General features: G+C 65.8%; 19 protein-coding genes. 11 read left to right on the forward strand and 8 right to left on the reverse strand.

What is annotated here, in order from left to right:
• Window positions 1-7 precede the first annotated feature (7 nt).
• The 4 genes from dapA to LPA35_RS23950 form a co-directional block, all read right to left on the reverse strand.
• Window positions 8-904 carry a 4-hydroxy-tetrahydrodipicolinate synthase gene (gene dapA, locus LPA35_RS23935; RefSeq protein WP_121505839.1) on the reverse strand — a complete coding sequence of 299 codons (897 nt, stop codon included), beginning with the start codon at window positions 902-904 and terminating at the stop codon, window positions 8-10.
• Between the two features lie 30 nt (window positions 905-934).
• Window positions 935-1,489 carry a bifunctional 2-polyprenyl-6-hydroxyphenol methylase/3-demethylubiquinol 3-O-methyltransferase UbiG gene (locus LPA35_RS23940; RefSeq protein ID WP_228899434.1) on the reverse strand — a complete coding sequence of 185 codons (555 nt, stop codon included), beginning with the start codon at window positions 1,487-1,489 and terminating at the stop codon, window positions 935-937.
• Window positions 1,490-1,568: 79 nt separating this feature from the next.
• Complete coding sequence (locus LPA35_RS23945; RefSeq protein ID WP_176886539.1) at window positions 1,569-1,736, reverse strand: hypothetical protein; 168 nt, start codon at window positions 1,734-1,736, stop codon at window positions 1,569-1,571.
• 24 nt (window positions 1,737-1,760) lie between these two features.
• Complete coding sequence (locus LPA35_RS23950; RefSeq protein WP_228899437.1) at window positions 1,761-2,978, reverse strand: MFS transporter; 1,218 nt, start codon at window positions 2,976-2,978, stop codon at window positions 1,761-1,763.
• A gap of 130 nt (window positions 2,979-3,108) precedes the next feature.
• Between LPA35_RS23950 and LPA35_RS23955 the strand changes: the two genes are divergently transcribed.
• From LPA35_RS23955 to LPA35_RS23975, 5 genes are all read left to right on the forward strand, one after another.
• On the forward strand, window positions 3,109-5,091 hold the full coding sequence (locus LPA35_RS23955) for a DNA topoisomerase IV subunit B (protein WP_228899445.1): 1,983 nt from the start codon (window positions 3,109-3,111) through the stop codon (window positions 5,089-5,091).
• Window positions 5,092-5,130: 39 nt separating this feature from the next.
• Entirely contained in the window at window positions 5,131-5,964 is an 834-nt protein-coding gene (locus LPA35_RS23960; RefSeq protein WP_228899446.1) for a lytic transglycosylase domain-containing protein, read from the forward strand.
• Window positions 5,961-8,318: a DNA topoisomerase IV subunit A gene (parC, locus tag LPA35_RS23965; RefSeq protein ID WP_228899447.1), complete on the forward strand. Its 2,358-nt coding sequence runs from the start codon at window positions 5,961-5,963 to the stop codon at window positions 8,316-8,318. The genes LPA35_RS23960 and parC overlap by 4 nt, the downstream gene beginning before the upstream one ends.
• A gap of 4 nt (window positions 8,319-8,322) precedes the next feature.
• Window positions 8,323-9,429, forward strand: coding sequence for a DNA glycosylase AlkZ-like family protein (locus tag LPA35_RS23970; protein ID WP_228899450.1), 1,107 nt, complete (start codon window positions 8,323-8,325; stop codon window positions 9,427-9,429).
• A 332-nt stretch (window positions 9,430-9,761) separates the two neighbouring features.
• On the forward strand, window positions 9,762-11,567 hold the full coding sequence (locus LPA35_RS23975; RefSeq protein WP_228899452.1) for a methyl-accepting chemotaxis protein: 1,806 nt from the start codon (window positions 9,762-9,764) through the stop codon (window positions 11,565-11,567).
• Between the two features lie 131 nt (window positions 11,568-11,698).
• On the opposite strand, the gene LPA35_RS23980 is transcribed toward LPA35_RS23975, so the two are convergent.
• The gene (locus LPA35_RS23980; protein WP_121505846.1) at window positions 11,699-12,157 is read right to left on the reverse strand and encodes a RidA family protein; all 459 of its coding nucleotides are present in this window, start codon (window positions 12,155-12,157) and stop codon (window positions 11,699-11,701) included.
• A gap of 265 nt (window positions 12,158-12,422) precedes the next feature.
• Between LPA35_RS23980 and LPA35_RS23985 the strand changes: the two genes are divergently transcribed.
• The 4 genes from LPA35_RS23985 to LPA35_RS24000 all read left to right on the forward strand — a co-directional run bounded on the left by LPA35_RS23985 (window position 12,423) and on the right by LPA35_RS24000 (window position 17,617).
• Window positions 12,423-14,903, forward strand: coding sequence for a DNA internalization-related competence protein ComEC/Rec2 (locus LPA35_RS23985; RefSeq protein ID WP_228899724.1), 2,481 nt, complete (start codon window positions 12,423-12,425; stop codon window positions 14,901-14,903).
• A 67-nt stretch (window positions 14,904-14,970) separates the two neighbouring features.
• Entirely contained in the window at window positions 14,971-16,506 is a 1,536-nt protein-coding gene (locus LPA35_RS23990) for a circularly permuted type 2 ATP-grasp protein (protein ID WP_055400921.1), read from the forward strand.
• 2 nt (window positions 16,507-16,508) lie between these two features.
• Window positions 16,509-16,664 carry an alpha-E domain-containing protein gene (locus LPA35_RS23995; RefSeq protein WP_228899455.1) on the forward strand — a complete coding sequence of 52 codons (156 nt, stop codon included), beginning with the start codon at window positions 16,509-16,511 and terminating at the stop codon, window positions 16,662-16,664.
• Window positions 16,658-17,617, forward strand: coding sequence for an alpha-E domain-containing protein (locus LPA35_RS24000; RefSeq protein ID WP_055400923.1), 960 nt, complete (start codon window positions 16,658-16,660; stop codon window positions 17,615-17,617). The genes LPA35_RS23995 and LPA35_RS24000 overlap by 7 nt, the downstream gene beginning before the upstream one ends.
• Here the strand turns inward: LPA35_RS24000 and LPA35_RS24005 are convergent.
• Genes LPA35_RS24005 through LPA35_RS24015 form a run of 3 tightly spaced genes read right to left on the reverse strand, consistent with a single transcriptional unit; the run spans window position 17,583 to window position 19,374 of the window.
• Complete coding sequence (locus LPA35_RS24005) at window positions 17,583-18,074, reverse strand: hypothetical protein (RefSeq protein WP_228899457.1); 492 nt, start codon at window positions 18,072-18,074, stop codon at window positions 17,583-17,585. The genes LPA35_RS24000 and LPA35_RS24005 overlap by 35 nt on opposite strands.
• A gap of 6 nt (window positions 18,075-18,080) precedes the next feature.
• A complete protein-coding gene (locus LPA35_RS24010; protein WP_228899459.1) occupies window positions 18,081-18,413 on the reverse strand; it encodes a VF530 family DNA-binding protein in 333 nt (110 codons plus the stop codon).
• A 43-nt stretch (window positions 18,414-18,456) separates the two neighbouring features.
• On the reverse strand, window positions 18,457-19,374 hold the full coding sequence (locus tag LPA35_RS24015; protein WP_055400927.1) for a LysR family transcriptional regulator: 918 nt from the start codon (window positions 19,372-19,374) through the stop codon (window positions 18,457-18,459).
• Between the two features lie 176 nt (window positions 19,375-19,550).
• Between LPA35_RS24015 and LPA35_RS24020 the strand changes: the two genes are divergently transcribed.
• The gene (locus LPA35_RS24020; protein WP_176886528.1) at window positions 19,551-20,429 is read left to right on the forward strand and encodes an alpha/beta hydrolase; all 879 of its coding nucleotides are present in this window, start codon (window positions 19,551-19,553) and stop codon (window positions 20,427-20,429) included.
• Window positions 20,430-20,929: 500 nt separating this feature from the next.
• Complete coding sequence (locus LPA35_RS24025) at window positions 20,930-22,183, forward strand: efflux RND transporter periplasmic adaptor subunit (protein ID WP_228899462.1); 1,254 nt, start codon at window positions 20,930-20,932, stop codon at window positions 22,181-22,183.
• Window positions 22,184-22,209 lie beyond the last annotated feature (26 nt).

Consider the following 22,209-nt stretch of genomic DNA (forward strand, 5'->3'; position numbering starts at 1 on the left):
GCCCGGATTAGATCAGGCCGCTGGTGCGCAGCGCAGATTCGACCACAGCCTCGTTGCTGGTGGTCAGCGGCGTCATGGGCAGGCGCATCGTGCCACCGCACAGGCCCATGCGGGCCATGGCCCACTTGACCGGGATGGGGTTGGCTTCGACAAACAGGTTCTTGTGCACCGGCATCAGCTTGAACTGGATTTCCATGGCCCGGCGTGCATCGCCCGCCAGGGCAGCCACACACAGTTCGTGCATCAGGCGCGGGGCGACGTTGGCCGTCACGCTGATGTTGCCGTGGCCTCCGCACAGCATCAGCGCCACAGCGGTCGGGTCGTCGCCCGAATACACGCCAAAGCCCTGGGGCACATCGCGGATGAGCCACTGGGCGCGTTCGATGTTGCCGGTGGCTTCCTTGATGCCGATGATGCCGGGCACCTGGGTCAGGCGCAGCACGGTGTCGTGTTGCATATCGGCCACCGAGCGGCCGGGCACGTTGTACAGCACGATGGGCAGGTCGCCCGTGGCTTCGGCAATCGCCTTGAAATGCTGGAACTGGCCCTCTTGCGTGGGCTTGTTGTAGTAGGGCACGACCTGCAACTGGCTGTCGGCCCCCACGCCGCGCGCGAACTTGGCCAGCTCGATGGCTTCGGCGGTGGAGTTGGCGCCACAGCCCGCCATGATGGGCACGCGCTTGGCAGATTGCTCCACGGCCACGCGGATGATCTCGCAATGTTCTTCGACGTTGACGGTGGGCGACTCGCCCGTGGTGCCCACCACGCCGATGCAGTCGGTGCCTTCGGCAATGTGCCAGTCGATCAGTTTGCGCAGGGCCGGGTAGTCCACGCTACCGTCCTCGTGCATGGGAGTGACGAGGGCGACGATGCTGCCGGTGAGAGCGACGGAGGAAGAGGTCATGTCCGCAGTGGTAAACGGTAAAAGAGCATTCTAACTAGCCCACATGGGCAGAAGATGTCGTGAGGGTCCCCCAGGCGGCGGGAGTTCCCGCATGGCCGTGATGCGTTGCACGAAACGGTCGGGTTTTTTTTGGAAGCCGTCTTCATAGGCCAGCGTGCGCAGCCCCGTGCAGGCGGTCAGCAGTTCTCCGGGCTGCAGCAGGAATTCCGGCCGGGCCGGGCGGCCCACAGTTTCGTTGCCGTGTGCAAAGGTCTCGTAGATCAGCACACCGCCTGGGGCCACGCTTTCCACCAGGGTGGCCAGCAGGGGCCGCCACAGGTAGTTGGTGACCACCACGGCACCAAACTGGCGGCCTGCAAAGGGCCATGGGCCGCTCTCGATGTCGGCCAGTACCAGTTCACCCAGACCCTCGCAAGCGGCCAGAGCCTCGGCAGAGCGGTCCACCCCCACCACGGAGTGCCCCAGGCCGCGCAGCCAGCGCAGGTGGCGCCCGGCGCCGCAAGCCACGTCGAGCACCGTGCTGCCCGGCGCAATCAGGTGGGACCAGCGGCGGACCCAGTCGGAGGGAGCTTCGTTACCGTGCATGTGCTATTGAAAAAATAGCTATCAGCGCTTGTCCATCAAGCGCTAGCGGCCAAAAAACTTGAAAGAGGAAGGCGCGGGCTCAGAAGCACGCCCACATCTGGTCGGCCAGCATCACCATGAAGTCCGGCACCGTGTACATGCCAAACACCGCCAGGCACAGCACCACCGCCGTGATCCAGCCAAGCCAGCGCCATACCCGTGGCACGCTGCTGCCGGGCGGGGTGGTGGATGCGCTGACGGTGGGCATGAAGAAGTTCTTTGCAGGGGATGGTCAGGCAGGTTGGGCTGCGCCGCGCTGGATGGGGCTTTCCCGGACCGGCAGGTTTACCAGCCCGGCAAAAATACCCAGGCCGATGGCGATGTACCAGACGATATCGTAGCTGCCCGTCGCGTCATACAGATAGCCCCCCAGCCACACGCCCAGGAAGCTGCCGATCTGGTGGCTGAAGAACACGAAGCCGCCCAGCATCGACAGATGCTGCACGCCAAAGATTTGCGCGATGGTGGCGTTGGTGGGCGGGATGGTAGACAGCCACAGCGTGCCCATCACCGCCGAGAACACATACACCGACAGCGGCGACAGCGGCACCAGCAAGAACACGCTGATCGCCGCAGCCCGCGCAAAGTAGATAAAAGCCAGGATGAACCGCTTGGGTATGCGCTGGCCCAGCGTGCCGGCCACATAGGTGCCCAGCACATTGAACAGGCCAATCAGCGCCAGTGCATAGCTGGCCACCTGGGGCGACAGGCCGTGGTCCTTGAGGTAGCTGGGCATGTGCACGCCGATGAACACCACCTGGAATCCACAGACGAAGTAGCCCGCCATCAACAGGTTGAAACTGGGGTAGCGGAACGCCTCGCCCAGCGCTTGCAGGATCGTCTGCTCGCGCTTGACCGGGGCCGCTCCCGCGAAGTTGGGCTCGCGCAGCCCAAAGGCCAGCGGCACGATGAGCAGCACCATCAAGGACAGCGCCAGCAGCGCCTGCTGCCAACCCAGTCCGGCAATCAGCCAGCCTTCCACCGGCACCATGAGGAACTGGCCGAACGAGCCTGCCGCAGCAGCCACACCCATGGCCCAGGACCGGCGTTCGGGTGCAATCTGGCGCCCCAGCACACCGTAGATCACGGCATAGGTGGTGCCTGCCTGGGCCGCGCCAATCAGCACGCCCGCCGTCAGCGCAAACAGCGTGGGCGTGGGCGACAGTGCCATGCCCGCCAGGCCCAGGCCGTACAGCACGGCACCGCCCATCAGCACGCGGAACGCGCCAAACCGGTCGGCCACCATGCCCGCAAAAATGCCGATCAGGCCCCAGGACAGGTTCTGGATGGCAATTGCCAGTGCGAACGACTGGCGCGTCCAGCCCATCTCCTGGGTGATGGGCAAGAGCCAGAGCCCGAAGCCGTGGCGGATGCCCATCGACAGGGTCACGATGGCCGCGCCGCAGGCCAGCACCTGGAACATGGACAGTTTGGGAGGATTCGTATGCATGCGCAGGAATGTAGCCAGATTGCGTGAAACGTGCTGATACACCGGGGACCAATACAGTTGGTAGCAGGGGCGAAGGTGGGGCTGGTTTTATATCCAGCTATTGCTGCGTTGCCGCACTACAATCCGCCCCATGTCTGCCAAACCGTCTTCTGCATCCGCCAGCGAATATTCCGAAGGCTCGATCCGCGTGCTCAAGGGCCTGGAGCCCGTCAAGCAACGCCCGGGCATGTACACCCGCACCGACAACCCCCTGCACATCGTTCAGGAGGTGCTGGACAACGCGGCCGACGAGGCGCTGGCCGGGCACGGCAAGAAGATCCGCGTCACGCTGCATGCCGACGGCTCGGTCAGCGTGGAGGACGACGGCCGGGGCATTCCGTTTGGCATGCACCCCGAGGAAAACGCCCCGGTGATCGAACTGGTGTTCACCCGGCTGCACGCGGGTGGCAAGTTCGACAAGGGCAAGGGCGGGGCCTACAGCTTCTCGGGCGGCCTGCACGGCGTGGGCGTGAGTGTGACCAACGCTTTGGCCACACGGCTGGAGGCAACGAGCTACCGCGAAGGCAAGGCGGCACGCCTGGTGTTCTCGGCCGGTGACGTGATCGAACCCCTGGTGGCCCGACCGCTGGAGGCGGGCGAGCGCAAGCAGGGCACGTCGGTGCGCGTATGGCCCGATGCCAAATATTTCGAGTCGAGCGTGCTGCCCATGGGCGAGCTCACCCACCTGCTGCGCAGCAAGGCGGTGCTCATGCCCGGCGTGACGGTGCAGCTGGTGAACGAGAAAACCCGCGACACGCAAACCTGGCAGTACAAGGGCGGCCTGCGCGACTACCTCATGCAGACGCTCAACGGCGACCCGGTGATCCCGCTGTTTGAAGGCGAGGGTTTTGCCGACCGCAACAACGAAAGTTTTGCCGAAGGCGAGGGCGCATCCTGGTGTGTTGCCTTCACCGAAGACGGCCAGCCCGTGCGCGAGAGCTACGTCAACCTGATTCCCACGAGCGCGGGCGGCACGCACGAGAGCGGTCTGCGCGACGGCCTGTTCAATGCAGTCAAGAGCTTCATCGAGCTGCACAGCCTGCTACCCAAGGGTGTGAAGCTGCTGCCCGAGGACGTGTTTGCGCGCGCCAGCTATGTGCTCAGTGCCAAGGTGCTCGACCCGCAGTTCCAGGGCCAGATCAAGGAGCGCCTGAACTCGCGCGACGCGGTGCGGCTGGTCAGCGGCTTTGTGCGCCCCGCGCTCGAACTCTGGCTCAACCAGCATGTGGAATACGGCAAGAAGCTTGCCGAGCTGGCCATCAAGGCCGCGCAGACGCGCCAGAAGGCGGGCCAGAAGGTCGAAAAACGCAAGGGCTCGGGCGTGGCCGTGTTGCCCGGCAAGCTCACCGACTGCGAAAGCAAGGACATCGCCCACAACGAAGTCTTCCTGGTCGAGGGCGACTCGGCCGGGGGCAGCGCCAAGATGGGCCGCGACAAGGAAAGCCAGGCCATCCTGCCGCTGCGCGGCAAGGTGCTCAACACCTGGGAGGTGGAGCGCGACCGCCTGTTTGCCAACAACGAAATCCACGACATCTCGGTGGCCATCGGCGTGGATCCGCATGGCCCCAACGACACTCCGGATTTGAGCGGCCTGCGCTACGGCAAGGTTTGCATCTTGAGCGACGCCGACGTGGATGGCTCGCACATCCAGGTGCTGCTGCTCACGCTTTTCTTCCGCCACTTCCCCAAGCTCATCGAAACCGGTCACATCTACGTGGCGCGCCCGCCGCTGTTCCGCGTGGATGTACCCGCGCGCGGCAAGAAGCCCGCCGCCAAGATGTATGCGCTGGACGATGGCGAACTGACGGCCATCCTCGACAAGTGCGCCAAGGACGGCGTGCCCAAAGAGAAGTGCCAGATCAGCCGCTTCAAGGGCCTGGGCGAGATGAACGCCGAGCAGCTGTGGGAAACCACGCTCAACCCCGACACCCGCCGCCTGCTGCCCGTGCAACTGGGCGACATGGACTTTGCCGCCACCGAAGGCCTCATCACCAAGCTCATGGGCAAGGGCGAAGCCGCCGCGCGCCGTGAGCTGATGGAGTTGCATGGCGATGCGGTCGAGATCGATATCTGACCGCATCGACGCGCTCCGCCCGGTGTTTGTGATCAAAATATGAATAAAAACAGTGCCCTGCGCTTGTCTGTATTGGGTTTGCTGCTATGTTTTGTGCAGCAAATGGCCCATGCGGACCTGTGGGCGCATGTGGACGAGCGTGGCGTGACGCACTTTGCGGCCGAGCAGGTCGATGCGCGCTACCAGCTGTTTTTTCGCGGCAACGACTTTGACTCCACCCGCGACGCGCCTGCCAATGCGTCGCCCATGCCCTACGCGCTGCCCGCAGCGGGCGCGCGCCTGCTGGCCTTTTTTGACATCGCCCCCGACTACAAACGCGTCAAACACCACCTGCGCGCTGCGTCCGCCAAACACGGTGTGGACTACGAGCTGCTGCAGGCCGTGATCGCGACCGAGTCCGGCTTTGACGCCACCGCCGTGTCGCCCAAGGGCGCCGTGGGCCTGATGCAGGTGATGCCCGCCACCGCCAACCGCTTTGGCGTGAGCAGCGACGCCAAGCGCACGGTGGAACAAAAACTGGCCGACCCGGCGGTGAATGTGCCCACTGGCACCCGTTACCTGCGCCACCTGCTGGACCTGTTCCCCGGCCGCATGGACCTGGCCGTGGCGGCCTACAACGCCGGTGAAGGTGCGGTACAGCGCGCGGGCAACCAAATCCCCGCGTACAAGGAAACGCAGAGCTATGTGCGCACCGTGCTGGGCCTGTATGCCCAGCTCAAGCCCCCGGCACCCGTGCTGGCACAGCGTGCAGCGCCTGGCCGCGTACGCATGGAGCTCTCGGGCGGTGCCACCAACAGGGGCAACTTGCCGCCCACCCGCGTCGCGCAGACACGCGACCAGAACCTGAATCAAGAACCTGTAGTTAACGAATGAGCGACCAACCGACTTTGGATTTCACCACCGCAGGCGATGACGGGGGCGACTCCCTGGGCCTGGCAGGCTATGCCCAGCGCGCCTACCTTGAATACGCACTGTCGGTCGTCAAGGGCCGCGCGTTGCCCGATGTGTGCGACGGCCTCAAGCCCGTGCAGAGGCGCATCCTGTATTCGATGGACCGCATGGGCCTGGGCTACAGCGGCCCCACGCGCAATACTGCCGCCAAGCCGGTCAAGAGCGCCCGCGTGGTGGGCGATGTGCTGGGCCGCTTCCACCCGCATGGTGACCAGTCGGCCTACGACGCGCTGGTGCGCATGGCGCAGGACTTTGCCCAGCGCTACCCGCTGATCGACGGCCAGGGCAACTTCGGCAGCCGCGATGGCGATGGCGCCGCTGCCATGCGCTACACCGAGGCGCGCCTGTCGCGCATCACCAGCCTGCTGCTCGACGAGATCGACGAAGGCACCGTGGATTTCATGCCCAACTACGACGGCAGCACCGAGGAGCCGCGCCAGCTGCCCGCGCGCCTGCCGTTTGCGCTGCTCAACGGCGCCAGCGGCATCGCTGTGGGCCTGGCCACCGAGATCCCCAGCCACAACCTGCGCGAGATCGCCGACGCCTGCATTGCACTCATCAAGACACCTTCGCTGAGCCAGGACGAGCTACTGGCCATCGTGCCCGGGCCCGACTACCCCGGCGGTGGCCAGATCATCAGCAGCCCCGGTGACATTGCCGATGCCTACCGCAGCGGCCGGGGCAGCCTCAAGGTGCGCGCGCGCTGGAAGATCGAGGAACTGGCGCGTGGCCAGTGGCAACTGGTGGTGAACGAGCTGCCACCGGGCGTGAGCACGCAGCGCGTGCTCGAAGAGATCGAGGAAATCACCAACCCCAAAGTCAAGGCCGGCAAGAAGGCTCTGAGCCAGGACCAGACGCAGCTCAAGGCCAGCATCCTGGCTGTGCTCGATGTCGTGCGCGACGAGTCGAGCAAAGACGCGCCCGTGCGCCTGGTGTTCGAGCCCAAGACGGGCAAGACCCCGCAGCAGGAGCTGATCACCGCGCTGCTGGCGCACACCAGCCTGGAGACCTCGGCCCCGATCAACCTGACGATGGTGGGGCTCGACGGCAAGCCGGTGCAAAAGTCGCTGCGGGTGATGCTGGAAGAGTGGATCGCCTTCCGCCAGACAACGATCACGCGCCGCAGCCAGCACCGCCTGAACAAGGTGCTAGAGCGCATCCACATCCTCGAAGGGCGGCAGACCGTGCTGCTCAACATCGACGAGGTGATCGCCATCATCCGTGCGGCCGAGGAGCCCAAGGCCGCGCTGATTGCGCGCTTCAACCTCAGCGATCGACAGGCCGAAGACATCCTTGAAATTCGCCTGCGCCAGCTTGCGCGGCTCGAAGCCATCAAGATCGAGCAGGAACTGAAAGAACTGCGCGAAAGCCAGGGCAAGCTCGAAGACATTCTGAACAACCCCGGCTCGCTGCGCCGTACCATGGTCAAGGAGATCGAAGCCGATGCCAAGACCTTTGCCGATGCGCGCCGCACGCTGATCCAGGCCGAGAAAAAGGCTGTGGCCGAAGTGAAGGTGGTGGACGAGCCCGTCACGGTGATCGTCTCGCAAAAAGGCTGGGTGCGCGCTCGCACCGGCCATGGCCACGAGGCTGCCAGTTTTGCCTTCAAGGCGGGCGATGGCCTGTATGGCACGTTTGAATGCCGCACGGTCGATACCTTGCTGGCCTTTGGCAGCAATGGCCGCGTGTACTCGGTGGCGGTGTCATTGCTGCCCGGCGCACGCGGTGACGGCCAGCCGGTGACCACGCTCATCGAGCTGGAAGCCGGCACGCAGCTGCTGCACTACTTTGCAGGGCCCGCCAACGCCACGCTGCTGCTGTCCAACTCCGGTGGCTACGGCTTTCTGGCGGCGGTGGAGAACATGGTCTCGCGCCAGAAGGGCGGCAAGGCCTTCCTCACGTTGGGCGAGGGCGAGACGGTGTGTGTGCCTTCGCATGCTGCGGGCACCACGGGCAGCAAGCCCGTGCTGCCTGCCACGCATGTGGCCTGCGCCTCCACGGGCGGACGCATCCTCACGTTCGAGATCGCCGAGCTGAAAACCATGGTCAACGGCGGTCGCGGGCTGATGCTGATTGACCTGGAAGACAAGGACTCGCTGGCGGGCGCGGCGGCGTACACACGCAGCATTCGCCTGGATGGCATTGGCCGGGGTGGCAAGCAGCGCGACGAGACGCTGGAGATCCGCAGCCTGAACAACGCCCGCGCCGCGCGAGGCCGCAAGGGCAAGGCGGCGGACCTGGGCTTCAAGCCCAACGCAGTGACGCGCGTGGAGTAAGACTGTGGCGTCGCGCTCACCCACGCTGGATGAGCTGCGCCGCTACGCGATTGCGCGCAGCCTGTTCAAACCGCTGACGCTGCCCGGCGCAATCCGCAAGCTGGGGTTTGTGCAGGCTGACCCGATGCGAGCACCCGCGCGGGCGCAGGACCTGATTTTGCGTCTGCGGGTGCGCGACTACCGCGCGGGTGACCTGGAACGCCGCTACGAGCGCTTAGGTATTGAAGAAGACGCCTTCGTTAACTACGGCTTTGTGTCCCGCGAGATGCTGGCGCTGCTGCACCCGCGCACGCCGCGCAGGCCGTGGGACGCCGCCACTACCGAACGTGCGCTTGAGGTGCTGGCGTTTGTGCAGGAGCGGGGCATGGTGCACCCGCGCGAAGTGAGCGAAGCGTTTGCGCACCATGGCCGCGTGGCGGGCTACTGGGGCGGCGAGCTCAATGCCAGCACACGCCTGCTGGATGCGATGCACCACCACGGCTGGTTGCGGGTGTGCCGCCGCGAGTCGGGCACTCGGGTGTATGCACCCGTTGCGCATCCCGAGCAGGACATCAGCCCCGCTGCACGTTTGGCCCGCGCCGAAGCCCTGGTGGATCGCATCGTGGCGCTGTATGCCCCGTTGCCTGCCCCCAGCCTGGGTTACCTGGTCACGCTGCTGCGCTATGGCGCACCGCAGCTGGCTGCCGAGGCGCGCGCGGTGGCCAAGGCCGCACCGTCACGCTACGGCCATGCGGTGGTCGATGGAACCACCTGGTTTTGGCCTGTCGCTGAAAGTCCGGCATCGCGCCGCCACCAGCCGGATAACGGCGTGCGGCTATTGGCACCGTTCGATCCCGTGGTGTGGGACCGACGCCGCTTCGAGATGCTGTGGGGCTGGGCGTACCGGTTCGAGGCGTATGTACCGGCGCCCAAGCGCACCATGGGCCACTATGCGTTGCCGGTGCTGTGGGGCGAACAGATGGTGGGCTGGGCCAACCTGCGCGTGGAGCGTGGTCGGCTGCAGCATGCTCTGGGTTTTGTGGCCGGGCGCCCACCACGCGACGCGGGGTTCCGGCGCGCGCTGGGCGAGGAACTGGCGCGTTTTGAGGCCTTCCTCGGCTCCGCAGCCTGACAGCCCGCTCATGCACCCGGCACCCCGGGCCTGCGAGTTAGCACCTGTCGCCAGTTTTTTTTCAGGGTGTTGCAGCGGGCGACAGGGGCCGCTGGCACCGCGCTTTTGTCGACGATGGGCGTACAGATGGCATGCGAATGGGGCATTTGCCCGAGCGACACGACTTGCTGAAACCCCGTGGCCGAACCCTGGCGGCGCGATGATGCCCGCCCCGGGAGGTGTGGTGGGACCCATGCAGGCAGGGCAGACCCTGATGTGCAGTGCCGGAGTTTGTGCAATCGTGAAAAAGCGTGCAACATCTGTACACAAACACAACGCTTCAGGAGGCAACCATGCCCAAGCATCTTCGGATGGCTCACAAGCTCTGGCTGGCGGTGATTTTGATTGTGGTCATGCTGGTGGCGGTGGTGGGCTTTGCGGCCTACCGGTCTGCCAAGGTACAGGCCCATGCTGATGCGGTGAGCAAAGACATGGAGTCGCGCGTGCAGGCGGCATTGCGCTGGTCGGGTCTTACCGAGACCAATGCCGCCAGAACCCAGGCCCTGATCGTCAGCAGCGACCCGGCCGTCGAAGCCGAGTTCAAGGATGTGATCACGGCCACATCGGCGCAGATCAGCGAAGTGCAAAAGTCGCTGGAATCCATGGCCCTGTCAGAGGCCGACAAGCAGCAGATGGCCAAGATCGCCGCTGCGCGCAAGACCATGATCGACCTGCGCGGCGAGGCCCGCAAACTCAAGAGCGATGGGCAGCAAGAACAGGCTGTGACGTTGATCACCCAGAAGTACAACCCTTCGGTGGCGGCCTACACCACCACGCTGCGTGAGTTCGTTCAGCAGCAGCAGCAAGGCGCCGAGGCCGTTCAGAAGCAGATGGCGGCAGAGCGCATGCTGACGGTCAAGATTGCTGCCGTGGCCGTAGGCCTGCTGCTGCTGGCCATCATTGTGGGTGCCTACTACCTGATCGGCAGCATCCAGCGGCCCTTGGAGCAGGCCAACGGGCTGGCCGAACGCATTGCGGGGGGCGACCTGAGCATGCAGGAATCCGTGACCCGGGGCGACGAGTTTGGCGACCTGCTGCGTTCGCTTTATGCCATGAGCAGCGCCTTAGGTCGCATGGTGCACCAGGTGCGCCAGAGCACCGACAGCATCGCCATCGCCAGCGCCGAGATCGCTACGGGCAACCACGACCTGTCGGCCCGCACCGAGCAGACCTCCAGCAACCTGCAGGAGACGGCGGCCGCCATGGAGCAGTTCACCAGCACCATCCAGCAAAGCGCAGGCAGTGCGCAGCAGGCCAGCAGCCTGGCGGCGGGCGCCACGGGCGTGGCGCGCCGGGGCGGCGAGGTGGTGAACCAGGTGGTGGCCACGATGGAGGACATCAACCACAGCAGCAAGAAGATCGCGGACATCATTGGCGTGATTGATGGCATAGCGTTTCAGACGAACATCCTCGCGCTGAACGCCGCTGTGGAAGCTGCCCGCGCGGGTGAGCAGGGCCGGGGTTTCGCGGTGGTGGCCAGCGAGGTGCGCAGCCTTGCCCAGCGCAGCGCCGAGGCCGCCAAGGAGATCAAGTTGCTCATCAGTGCATCGGTCGAGAAGGTGGAGACGGGCTCGCGCCTGGTGTCGGACGCGGGCACCACCATGACCGACATCGTGCAGTCGGTGCAGCGCGTGACCGACATGATTGGCGAGATCACCGCAGCATCGTCCGAACAGAGTGCGGGGGTGTCGCAGGTCAACAAGGCGATCAGCAACCTCGACCAGATGACGCAGCAGAATGCGGCGCTGGTGGAAGAAAGCGCCGCCGCCGCCCAGAGCCTGCGTGAGCAGGCAGACCACCTTGCGCGCGAGGTGTCCATGTTCAAGGTGAATGCCGCCAGCTATGGGCCCGCGCAGGCGGCCATTGGTGCGGCGCGCGCTACGGCTGCCCAGCGGCCACAGGCACCCGCCGCTACCGCTGTCCCCTCGGCACCCGCACGGCCTGCACCGGGTTCTGGTGCGAAGGCACTCCACGGCACGCCCGCTGCGGTGGCCAAGGCTCCGGCTGCAGCGGCCGCTGTTGCCAAGGTATCTGCCGCACCCGCCAGCCGCAAGCCCGCGGTGGCCCAGGGATCGGAAGAGGACTGGGAGTCTTTCTGACGCTCTGACAACTGGCAGCCATGGTGTCATGGCGGCTGGGAGGGGCGTATCCGTCACCGCCCAGCGCAGAAAACAAAAAAACCCATGGCAGTCATGCCATGGGTTTTTTTTGGTGAGGGGGGTGGGGTCTGTCAGGCCAGCTCTGCGATCAGCTCGATTTCCACGCAGGCGCCCAGGGGGATCTGCGCCACGCCAAAAGCACTGCGGGCGTGCACGCCTTTTTCGCCAAAGACCTGGCCCAGCAGTTCGCTGGCACCGTTGGTCACCAGGTGCTGCTCGGTGAAATCACCCGTGGAATTCACCAGGCTCATGACCTTGACGATGCGCTTGACGCGGTTGAGGTCGCCGCCACAGGCAGCCTGCAACGTGCCCATGAGGTCAATCGCTACCGAGCGTGCAGCTTCCTTGCCTTCTTCGGTGCCGATATCGCGGCCAAACTGCGCGGCCCAGGGCTTGCCGTCCTTGCGTGCGATGTGGCCGGACAGGAACACCAGGTTGCCCGTCTGCACATAGGGCACATAGGCTGCAGCGGGCACCGACACGGGGGGCAGGGTGATGTTGAGTTCTTTCAGCTTGTCGTAAACGCTCATGGTCTTTCCTCGGTTTGGCGTGAAGGTGGATGGCGGGGGCTGGCCGGTGCAGGTGCGCCGGCACGGCCTGCTGGTCAGCGCGGTGGCTTCGCGGTCCGGCGGCACCCGGATGGCCGCGAGTGTTACACAGCCTGGTGTGCAGAATCCAGCGGCCAGCCCCCAGGCATCGCATTAGCATCAGCCCATGCCCGCCATAAGCGCCCCTAATGCCATTTCATCCGCCCCTGTGGGCCTGGATGGCGCCGTGGCCAGCGAAAGCTCCGCGATGGTCGCCGCCGTTCCCTGGCGCTTGCCTGCGTGGCTGCTGGGGGCCGTATTGGGGGCCGCGCTGCAGCTACAGCAGCCGGTGTTGTGGCCCGGGGTGGTCTACGGGGCGGTTCTGGTGGCGGCGTGTGTGGTGGGCGGGTGCGCGCGGGCAGCGTCCAGACGCAGCAGATGGGGCGCTCATGCTGCCACCGCGCTGGCCGTGGGCGCCGGAGTGCTGGTGATGTTCGCCCTGTGTGGGCTGCGCGCTGTGGACTATGCGGCCCAGGGCCTCGCGCCCGCGCTGGAGGGCCAGGACATCCGGGTGACCGGCGTGGTGGCGGCCATGCCCCAAACCAACGAGGCTGGCACCCGCATCCGCGTGGACGTGGAGGCCGCGCGCCTGAACGGTGCCCCGGTGACGCTGCCGCCGCGCATCGATGTGGCCTGGTACGGCGGCCCGTTCCGCGATGCGGCCGGAACCTTGGACCTGCAGCGTCCACCGCCCGCCCTGAAAGCCGGCGACCGCTGGGCGTTGACGGTGCGTCTGAAGGCGCCGCACGGGCTGCGCAACCCCCATGGTTTTGACTACGAGTTGTGGATGTGGGAGCAGGGCGTGCAGGCCACAGGCTACGTGCGTGCAGGGCCCAAGGACGAGCCGCCGGAGTTTGTGGCTGCAACCTGGCGGCATCCGGTGGAGCGGGCGCGGCAGTCGGTGCGCGATGCGATCCTGGAGCGCCTGGCGGGCGACCAGGATGGCAGTGACCCGGCCCGCACGCGCGTTGCGGGCGTGGTGGCGGCGTTGGTGACGGGTGACCAGCGCGCCATTGACCGTGCCGATTGGGATGTGTTCCGCGCCACGGGCGTGGCTCACCTCATGAGCATCTCCGGGCTTCACATCACCTTGTTTGCCTGGCTGGCCGCGCTGGTGGTGGGTGCCCTGTGGCGGCGTTCCACCCGGCTGTGCCTGGCGGTGCCCGCGCCCTCTGCAGCACTGGCCGCCGGGGTGGTGCTGGCGGCAGCCTACGCGCTGTTCAGCGGCTGGGGCGTGCCTGCAGAGCGCACGGTGATCATGCTGGCGGCCATTGCCGTGCTGCAGCTCAGCGGCCGCCGCTGGCCCTGGCCGCAGGTGTGGCTGTGGGCCTGTGCAGCTGTGGTGGTGGCAGACCCGTGGGCGCTGGCGCAGGCAGGCTTCTGGCTGAGCTTTGTGGCGGTGGGTATTCTGTTTGCTACTAATTCAATAGCTGGTAGCGCTTATCCAACCAGCGCTAGGCACCATTTTTATGCATTGATTCGGGAGCAGTGGGTGGTGACGCTGGCGCTCACGCCCCTGACCCTGCTGCTGTTTGGCCAGGTGTCGGTGGTGGGTTTTGCCGCCAACCTGGTGGCGATTCCCTGGGTCACCCTGGTGGTCACCCCGCTGGCGTTGGGCGGCGTGCTGTGGGCGCCCTTGTGGAGCCTGGCCGCCCTCAGTTTGCAGCCGCTGGCAGCTCTGCTGCAATGGCTGGCGTTGTGGCCCTGGGCCGTGGTCTTCCTGCCTGCCGCGCCGTTGTGGGCGGGCATGCTGGCCGTGGCCGGAGGCGCGCTGCTGGCCACGCGCCTGCCCTGGCGGCTGCGGCTGCTGGCATTTCCCCTCCTGTGGCCCGCGCTGTGGTGGCAGCCGGTGCGCCCGGCGGCAGGGCAGTTTGAACTGCTGGCCGCAGACATCGGCCAGGGCAATGCGGTGCTGGTGCGCACCGCCACCCACACGCTGCTGTACGACGCAGGGCCGCGTTTCAGCCGCGAGAGCGACGCGGGCCACCGCGTGCTGGTGCCGCTGCTGCGGGCACTGGGGGAGCGCGTGGACACCCTCATGCTCAGCCACCGCGATGCAGACCACACCGGCGGTGCGGCCGCGGTGCTGGCGCAGCAGCCGCATGCGGAGCTGGTGGGCTCGATCGAGGCAGAGAACACCTTGCAGGCCTTGCGCCCAGTCCAGCCCTGCCTGGCGGGCCAGCGCTGGGAATGGGATGGTGTGGCTTTCGAAGTGCTGCACCCGCAGCCGGACGACGCGGCGGTGCGCAGCGTGCGCCCCAATGCGCTGAGCTGTGTGCTGCGCATCACCTCCGCCGGGCCGCAGGGCGTGTCGGCCTTGCTGGTGGGCGACATCGAAGCCCCGCAGGAACAGGCCCTGCTGGCGCGCGGTGCGGCGCTCCAGGCCGACCTGCTGCTGGTGCCCCACCACGGCAGCAAGACATCATCGTCCCCGGCGTTTCTGGATGCCGTCCAGCCGCGCACTGCTTTGGTGCAAGCCGGGTACCGCAACCGCTTTGGCCATCCAGCCCCGCAGGTGTTGCAGCACTATCGCCTTCGCGACATCGAGGTGGTGGAGTCTTCGCGCTGTGGCGCCGCGACCTGGGCCTCTGCCAAACCCGCAGCAATAGGGTGTGAACGCGATGCGGGCCGACGCTACTGGCAGCACCAGATGGTGCCCCGGGCGGACTCAGCAGGCGCGATGCCGTAGTGCCACCAGGGGCCGTTTGCAGAGTGTGGGCGCGCAACTTGCTATCCTGTCTTCAGGAGGCCAGTTCATGCAGAAATTTGACGAGATGTACGCCATGCTGCCTTTTGATGGCAGCGATGTGCGGGAACACTACAAGCGCTACGCGCAGTGGTTGAGCAAACAGCCCCCTGATGTGATGCAGGCCCGCAGGGCCGAAGCCGAGATGATCTTCCGGCGCGTGGGCATTACCTTCGCCGTTTACGGCGCAAAGGACGAGGGCGGCGCGGGCAATGAGCGGTTGATTCCGTTTGACCTGATTCCGCGCATCATTCCGGCCCATGAGTGGAGCAGCATGCAGCAGGGGCTGGTGCAGCGGGTCACGGCGCTCAATCGCTTCATCCACGACGTGTACCACGGGCAGGACATCATCCGCGCCGGCATCGTGCCTGCCGACCTCATCCTCAACAACGCGCAGTACCGGCCCGAGATGGCCGGGTTGCATGTGCCGCAGAACATCTACGCGCACATTGCCGGCATCGACATCGTGCGCGCCCCCAACGCGCAGGGCGAGGGCGAGTACTACGTGCTGGAAGACAACCTGCGCGTGCCCAGCGGCGTGAGCTACATGCTGGAAAACCGCAAGATGATGATGCGGCTGTTCCCCGAGCTGTTTAGCCTGCACAAGGTGGCGCCCGTGGCCCACTACCCCGACATGCTGCTCGAAACCCTGCGCGCCAGCGCGCCCGCAGCGGCCGACGAGCCCACGGTGGTGGTGCTAACGCCCGGCATGCACAACAGCGCGTACTTCGAGCATGCCTTCCTCGCGCAGCAGATGGGCGTGGAGCTGGTCGAAGGGCAGGACCTCGTCGTCAAGGACAAGTTCGTCTACATGCGCACCACGCGCGGCCTGCAGCGGGTGGACGTGATCTACCGCCGGGTGGACGACGACTTCCTCGATCCGCAGGTCTTCCGCCGCAACTCCACGCTGGGCTGCCACGGTCTCATGGAGGCCTACCGCGCAGGCAACGTGGGCATCTGCAACGCCGTGGGAACGGGCGTGGCCGACGACAAATCGGTGTACCCCTACGTGCCCGAGATGATCCGCTTCTACCTGGGGCAGGAGCCCATCCTCAAGAACGTGCCCACGTGGATGTGCCGCAAGCAGGAGGATCTGCAGCATGTGCTGGCCAACCTGAAGGACCTGGTCGTGAAGGAAGTGCACGGTGCCGGTGGCTACGGCATGCTGATCGGCCCGGCCGCCACGCAGGCCGAGATCGAGGACTTCCGCCGTGCCCTGCTGGCCAACCCGGCGGGCTACATCGCCCAGCCCACGCTCAGCCTGTCGAGCTGCCCGACCTATGTGGAAAGCGGCATCGCCCCGCGCCACATCGACCTGCGCCCTTTCGTGCTCAGCGGTCGCGAGGTGCAGATGGCCGCAGGGGGCCTCACGCGCGTGGCGCTGCAAGAGGGCTCGCTGGTGGTGAATTCGTCGCAGGGCGGCGGCACCAAGGACACCTGGGTGCTGGGCGAGGGTGCGCCTGCCGCGCAACCCAAGGCCGTGCAATCCCAGTCGCAATCGCAATCCCAGGGCCAGTCGCAAAGTCAATCGCAAGGGAGTCTCTGAACATGCTGAGCCGCACCGCCGACCATCTGTTCTGGATGTCCCGCTACACCGAGCGGGCTGAAAAGCCCCATGCCATGGGGCTTTCGACACAACACCGCGTGCGTGCGCAGCACGTGCGGGGTTCTCAGCCCTGCTCGATCAAGGAGGCCGCATGCTGAGCCGCACCGCCGACCATCTGTTCTGGATGTCCCGCTACACCGAGCGGGCTGAGAACACAGCCAGAATGCTCAATGTGAGCTACGAGACTTCCCTGTTGCCCCAGGCTGCCGATGTGGCGCAGAAAGGCTGGGAGGGCCTGCTGTCCATCAGCGAGCTGATTCCTGCCTACACCGCCAAGCATGGCGAAGTGACGCCCGCCAACGTGCTGGAGTTCATGGTGCACGATGGCAACAACCCGTCGTCCATCCTGTCGTGCCTGCGTGCAGCGCGCGAGAACGCGCGGGCCGTGCGCGGTGCGTTGACCACCGAGGTGTGGGAAACGCAGAACCAGACCTGGCTGGAGCTGCACCGCCAGCTGGAGGGTGGCGCCTTTGAGCGCGACCCAGGCCAGTTCTTTGAATGGGTGAAGTACCGCTCGCACCTGTCGCGCGGTGTGGTGCTGGGCACCATGCTGCAGGACGAGGCGTTTCACTTTTTGCGCATGGGCACCTTCCTGGAGCGCGCGGACAACACCGCGCGCCTGCTGGATGTGAAGTTCCACGCCGTGAAGAATGACTTTTTTGGCCGCCCCAGCGACCGCAACCAGGAAAGCGACTTCTACCACTGGAGCGCCATCTTGCGCAGCGTGTCGGCGTTCGAGGTGTACCGCAAGGTCTACCGCGATGTGATCACGCCGGGGCGCGTGGCCGACCTGCTGATCCTGAGCCGCGATATGCCCCGATCGCTGCACGCCTGCCTGCGCGAGGTGGTGGACAACCTGGCCGTGCTGGCCAATGGGCAGTCCGCCGAAACCAGCCGCAGGGCAGGGCGCTTGCTGGCCGACCTGCAGTACGGTCGCATCGACGAGATCCTGGCGACCGGGCTGCACGCGTTCCTCACGCAGTTCCTGGACCGGGTCAACGACCTGGGTGGCGGCATCAGCCGCGATTTTCTGGTGACGTCCGGCGATTGAAAACCAGCATGGCGGCGCCATGCAAGGCCAGCCCCGCTGCGTAGGGAAGGAGTGGTGCCCAGGGAGAGCCCAACCAGGCTCTTGCCTGCGCGCCACGCAGCCAGTCGGGCATCACTGCGCCCCAAGGGGCGTGCAGGCTCGTCTGCAGAAACCCATAGGTCGTCAGCCCCAGACCTACAGTCGCACCCAGAGCGATGCCGTAGGCCACCGGCAGCTTGCGGCGACCCGCCATGGCCATGAAGGCTGCACTGAAGAAAACCCCCAAGAACATGGTGGCCAGCCACGCCACGGGCCACCATCCTGCATCACCCCTTCCGGACTGAGCCGCCAGCAAAGCATTGAACCCACCGATGACGCCCAGCGTCAGCAGGGGGACCAGAAAATTGCGATACCGTGCGCTCAGCCGTGCCGAATACGCATTCGGGGTTGGCGATGCTTGGGGCGTGGTAGCGCGCATTGCCAGTCATTCTTGCGCGTTGCGCCGCTGGTCGCGCAGCATGAAGAGGTAAAGGCTCTCGACCTTCTCGCGCGCCCAGGGGGTTTTGCGCAAAAACTTGAGGCTGGAGCCCACGCTGGGGTCGATCTGAAAGCAGCGGATGGGGATCTGTCGGCCCAGCTCGTCCCAGCCAAAATAGTCTGCCAGGCCCACTACCATGGCTTCCAGCGTTACGCCGTGCAGGGGGTTGCGGGGCTGTTTGGCAGAAGCTGCTGGAGGTGTGGGCTCAGCAGCTTGCGCGGTGTGGCCGCCCTCGGTGGTGCGCGCGTCAGGGGTGGGGGTGGACTCGGTAGCGTTCATGGGCCCAAGCATAAAGGCCCCTGCCCGCCTTTGTGGAATGCCTTCACTGCGTGCGTTGCAGGTGGGTCTCGCGCTGAAACAGCTCGGCCGCCCAGTCCACAAACGCACGCACCTTGGCGCTCAGGTGGCGGTTGGGTGGATACACCACGTACACAGGCAGTGGCGGCTGGGTCCACTCGGGCATCAGCCGCACCAGGGCGCCATTTTGCAGGTGTTGTTGCGCCTGGTAGCTGGTGATCTGCCCGATACCCAGCCCCGCCAGCACAGACGTCACATAGGCATTGGCTTCATTCACGCTCAACTGGTAGGGACCCGTGATGTCGATGGATTCGGAGCCCTTGACGAACTCCAGCGGGTAGTGCCGGCCGCTTTGCGGAGAAAAATAGATCACGCTGGCGTGTTTTTCCTCAATCTCCAGCGGATGGGTGGGCGTGCCCTTGCGCGCCAGATAGTCGGGCGATGCCACCGTGATGAACTCCAGGTTGCCCACCCGCCGCGCCACCAGCGACTGGTCGCTGAGCTCGCCACCGCGAATCACGCAGTCCACGTTGTCTCCGATCAGGTCCACGATGCGGTCGCTCACCCCCAGGTCCACCTGGATGTCCGGGTACCGCGCATGAAACTCTGCCAGGTTCGGAATGATGAGCAGCTGTGCCACCGACGTGCCGACATCGATGCGCAGGCGACCGCGCGGATTGGCGCGTGCATTGGTCATGCTGGCCTCAATGTCATCCAGGTCGGTCAGCAGCCGGACGGTGCGGTCGTAGTAGGCGGCGCCGTCGGGCGTCACTGTCACGCGCCGCGTGGTGCGGTTGAGCAGCTTTACGCGCAGACGCTCCTCCAGCGCCTGCACATGCTTGGTCACGGTGGCTTTGGGCAGCGATAGCGAATCCGCTGCCCGGGTAAACGTGCCGGCCTCCACCACCCGCACGAATATGCGCATGGCCTGTATTTGGTCCATGGCTTCTCCTTGAATCTGGAACGTCAGCACCCACCAGTGGGTGCTGCGGAATTCTCACACGGGCACTGCCATTTGATTGTTGAGCTTTTGGAAACAGTGCGGTGGTGTTTGACCTGTTTATCTGAAAGGCCCGAGCCACTACATTTCATCCATCGTCAATCCAATGGGTACATGCCATGCAGCCCGACCAGCCGTCCTCGCTATCTTCCACATTGCCACCCGTTGCCAAACCCACCGAAGGGGGCAAGGCTGCCTCCGTGTGCTCCGACTCCACTATTGAAGTGACCAAGGGGCAGGATGTGGCCGTGCGCATGTATGGGCGCAAGAAGACGGGCCAGGCGTCGCCGGTGGTGGTGCATTTTCATGGAGGCGCATTTACCTCGGGGGGGCTGGACAACGGCTGCACCGTGGCCTCGCTGCTGGAAGGTGTGGGGGCCGTTGTGGTGTCGGTGGCGTACCCGCTCACCCCGTTCCCGCAGCCGGTGGACACGGGCTACGACGTGCTCAAGTGGGTGCACCGCAACCGCACCAAGCTCGGCGGGCAAGGTGCACTGGTCTACCTGGCGGGTGAAGAAGCGGGCGGCAATCTGGCAGCGGCTGTGGGGCTGATGGCGCGCGACCAGTCGCACCCGCCGCTGGCCGGGCAGATCCTGCTCTCGCCCATGCTGGACCCGTGTGTGGGCACAGCCTCGCTGCGCGAAGCCACGGGCAATGCCACTGGCTGCAAATGGGCCGAAGGCTGGCGCAATTTTCTGCGTTGCCCGCGCGATGCCGAGCACCCCTATGCGGTGCCTGCCGCAGCACACCGTCTGGCCGGCTTGCCGCCTACGCTGGTGCTGGTGGGCGACACCGACCCCATGCACGATGAGGCACTGGCCTATGCCGCCCGGCTGGAGGCGGCGGGCCTGCAGGTGACCCGCCATGTTTTCTCGAAAACGGCGCAGTGGCCCGATGCCTTGCTGCAAACCGGCCCCCACGAATGCCCTTGCGCAACCGGTGCGCAGGAACAGTTCCGCCTGTTCTTTGAAGCCACCCGATGTCCGGTGCCTTCCTGAGACCCTGAACCCGGCAAGGCTGTCTCCAGAAAGTCATTGACCTCAACTTTGGTTGAGGTTTGATACTGCGGCCTTACCGCCAACCACCTGGTTATCAACGCTGATTTTTCCGGCCCACACGTGCCGGAGGGAGAAGCTTTGCCCACGTATTTCTGCACGCCGGGCCCATCAGGGCGCAGACGGCGGGCAGGTGCCATTGATGTCAACGATACATACGGAGGAAATCACACCATGAACAACCCGTTGGGCGACTTGCGTGTCCGCAGCCACGGCTGTCACAACACACAGTGTTGCCGCGTCTTCTGACGTCGGTTCTCAGTGTCCCGGCGGTGTGCTGCCGGGGCCTTGACTTTGCCACGGTGTCATTGCCGAGACTGCCCATCTGCCCACGGTTGTGACACCTTTTTTGATTCTTGTCGGTACAACGCCACCTACCGGGGCGCGGCAGAAAACCTCCACTGGCTCGCTCCACAAGGGCGGCCTTAACGATTGAAACGACCATGAACTCCAATCCTCTCTCCAAGAGCCGCCCGCTGGGCCTGGCCACCCTTGCCACTGCTGTGACGGCCACCGTGGCCGCCATCATCCTTGTGTTCCAGGCGCCCGCCGCCCAGGCCGATGGCACCCCTGCTGCGCCCCCGGCCATGCCGGTGTCGGTGGCGGCCGTGCTCCAAAAAGACATCGCCCTGTGGGACGAGTTCTCCGGCCGGCTCGAAGCCGTGCAGCGCGTGGACGTGCGCCCGCGCGTCTCGGGCGCCGTGCAGGCCGTGCACTTCCGCGAAGGCTCGCTGGTCAAGCAGGGCGACCTGCTGGTCACGGTGGACCCAGCCCCCTACGCTGCGGAGGTGGACCGCGCCGAAGCCCAGGTGGTCGCTGCGCAGGCCCGCCTGTCGTACACCCGCAGCGAACTGGAGCGCGCCACGCGCCTGCTCGAAGAAAAAGCCATTGCCCAGCGCGAGCATGACGAGCGCCTGAACGCCCAGCGCGAGGCCGATGCCAACCTGCGCGCCGCCCAGGCCGCGCTGCAGACCGCGAAGCTGAACCTGGGCTACACCCAGGTGCGCGCCCCGGTGGCGGGCCGTGTGGGCCGCATCGAAGTCACGGTGGGCAACCTGGTGGCGGCCGGTCCGGGCGCTCCCGTGCTGACCACGCTGGTTTCCGTGAGCCCCATCTACGCGAGCTTCGACACCGATGAGCAGATCGTGGTGAAGGCCCTGGCCGACCTGCAAAGCGGCCAGCGCGGCAACAGCGCCCGCCAGCTCATCGAGCGCATTCCTGTGCAGATGGGCACCGGCACTGCGGGCGGCACGCCGCACGCCGGTCGCTTGCAGCTCATCGACAACCAGGTCGATGCCAAGAGCGGCACCGTGCGCGTGCGCGCCGTGTTCGACAACGAAGACGGCTCGCTCATCCCCGGCCAGTTTGCCCGCGTCCGCATGGGCCAGGCCCGCAACACGCAGGCGCTGCTCATCAACGAACGTGCGGTGGGCACCGACCAGAACAAGAAGTTCGTGATGGTGGTGGGCGAGGGCAACAAGGCCGAGTACCGCGAGGTCACCCTGGGCGCGCCGATTGACGGTTTGCGCGTGGTCACCTCGGGCCTGAAGGCGGGCGAGAACATCGTCGTCAACGGCCTGCAGCGCGTGCGCCCCGGCGCCGTGGTGGCGCCACAGCCTGTGCCCATGACCGCCAAGGCCGAGATTGCGGGTGATCGCAAGGAAGCCAAGAACGCCGCCAAGTCGCCAGCCGCCTGAGCGCGCTGGACACCAGGAATTTGCAT

The organism is Acidovorax sp. Leaf73, from assembly GCF_916855635.1.
Taxonomy (GTDB): domain Bacteria; phylum Pseudomonadota; class Gammaproteobacteria; order Burkholderiales; family Burkholderiaceae_C; genus Acidovorax; species Acidovorax facilis.

Excerpts from the sequence above, each read along its gene's own strand:
- LPA35_RS24010 (WP_228899459.1), bottom strand. The coding sequence starts at position 18,413 with ATGAACGCTACCGAGTCCACCCCCACCCCTGACGCGCGCACCACCGAG.
- LPA35_RS24000 (WP_055400923.1), top strand. The coding sequence starts at position 16,658 with ATGCTGAGCCGCACCGCCGACCATCTGTTCTGGATGTCCCGCTACACC.
- LPA35_RS24005 (WP_228899457.1), bottom strand. The coding sequence starts at position 18,074 with ATGCGCGCTACCACGCCCCAAGCATCGCCAACCCCGAATGCGTATTCG.
- LPA35_RS23975 (WP_228899452.1), top strand. The coding sequence starts at position 9,762 with ATGCCCAAGCATCTTCGGATGGCTCACAAGCTCTGGCTGGCGGTGATT.
- LPA35_RS24015 (WP_055400927.1), bottom strand. The coding sequence starts at position 19,374 with ATGGACCAAATACAGGCCATGCGCATATTCGTGCGGGTGGTGGAGGCC.
- LPA35_RS23950 (WP_228899437.1), bottom strand. The coding sequence starts at position 2,978 with ATGCATACGAATCCTCCCAAACTGTCCATGTTCCAGGTGCTGGCCTGC.
- LPA35_RS23995 (WP_228899455.1), top strand. The coding sequence starts at position 16,509 with ATGCTGAGCCGCACCGCCGACCATCTGTTCTGGATGTCCCGCTACACC.
- LPA35_RS23980 (WP_121505846.1), bottom strand. The coding sequence starts at position 12,157 with ATGAGCGTTTACGACAAGCTGAAAGAACTCAACATCACCCTGCCCCCC.
- LPA35_RS23940 (WP_228899434.1), bottom strand. The coding sequence starts at position 1,489 with ATGCACGGTAACGAAGCTCCCTCCGACTGGGTCCGCCGCTGGTCCCAC.
- LPA35_RS23985 (WP_228899724.1), top strand. The coding sequence starts at position 12,423 with ATGGTCGCCGCCGTTCCCTGGCGCTTGCCTGCGTGGCTGCTGGGGGCC.
- LPA35_RS24025 (WP_228899462.1), top strand. The coding sequence starts at position 20,930 with ATGAACTCCAATCCTCTCTCCAAGAGCCGCCCGCTGGGCCTGGCCACC.
- LPA35_RS23960 (WP_228899446.1), top strand. The coding sequence starts at position 5,131 with ATGAATAAAAACAGTGCCCTGCGCTTGTCTGTATTGGGTTTGCTGCTA.
- LPA35_RS23945 (WP_176886539.1), bottom strand. The coding sequence starts at position 1,736 with ATGCCCACCGTCAGCGCATCCACCACCCCGCCCGGCAGCAGCGTGCCA.
- dapA (WP_121505839.1), bottom strand. The coding sequence starts at position 904 with ATGACCTCTTCCTCCGTCGCTCTCACCGGCAGCATCGTCGCCCTCGTC.
- LPA35_RS24020 (WP_176886528.1), top strand. The coding sequence starts at position 19,551 with ATGCAGCCCGACCAGCCGTCCTCGCTATCTTCCACATTGCCACCCGTT.
- parC (WP_228899447.1), top strand. The coding sequence starts at position 5,961 with ATGAGCGACCAACCGACTTTGGATTTCACCACCGCAGGCGATGACGGG.
- LPA35_RS23990 (WP_055400921.1), top strand. The coding sequence starts at position 14,971 with ATGCAGAAATTTGACGAGATGTACGCCATGCTGCCTTTTGATGGCAGC.
- LPA35_RS23955 (WP_228899445.1), top strand. The coding sequence starts at position 3,109 with ATGTCTGCCAAACCGTCTTCTGCATCCGCCAGCGAATATTCCGAAGGC.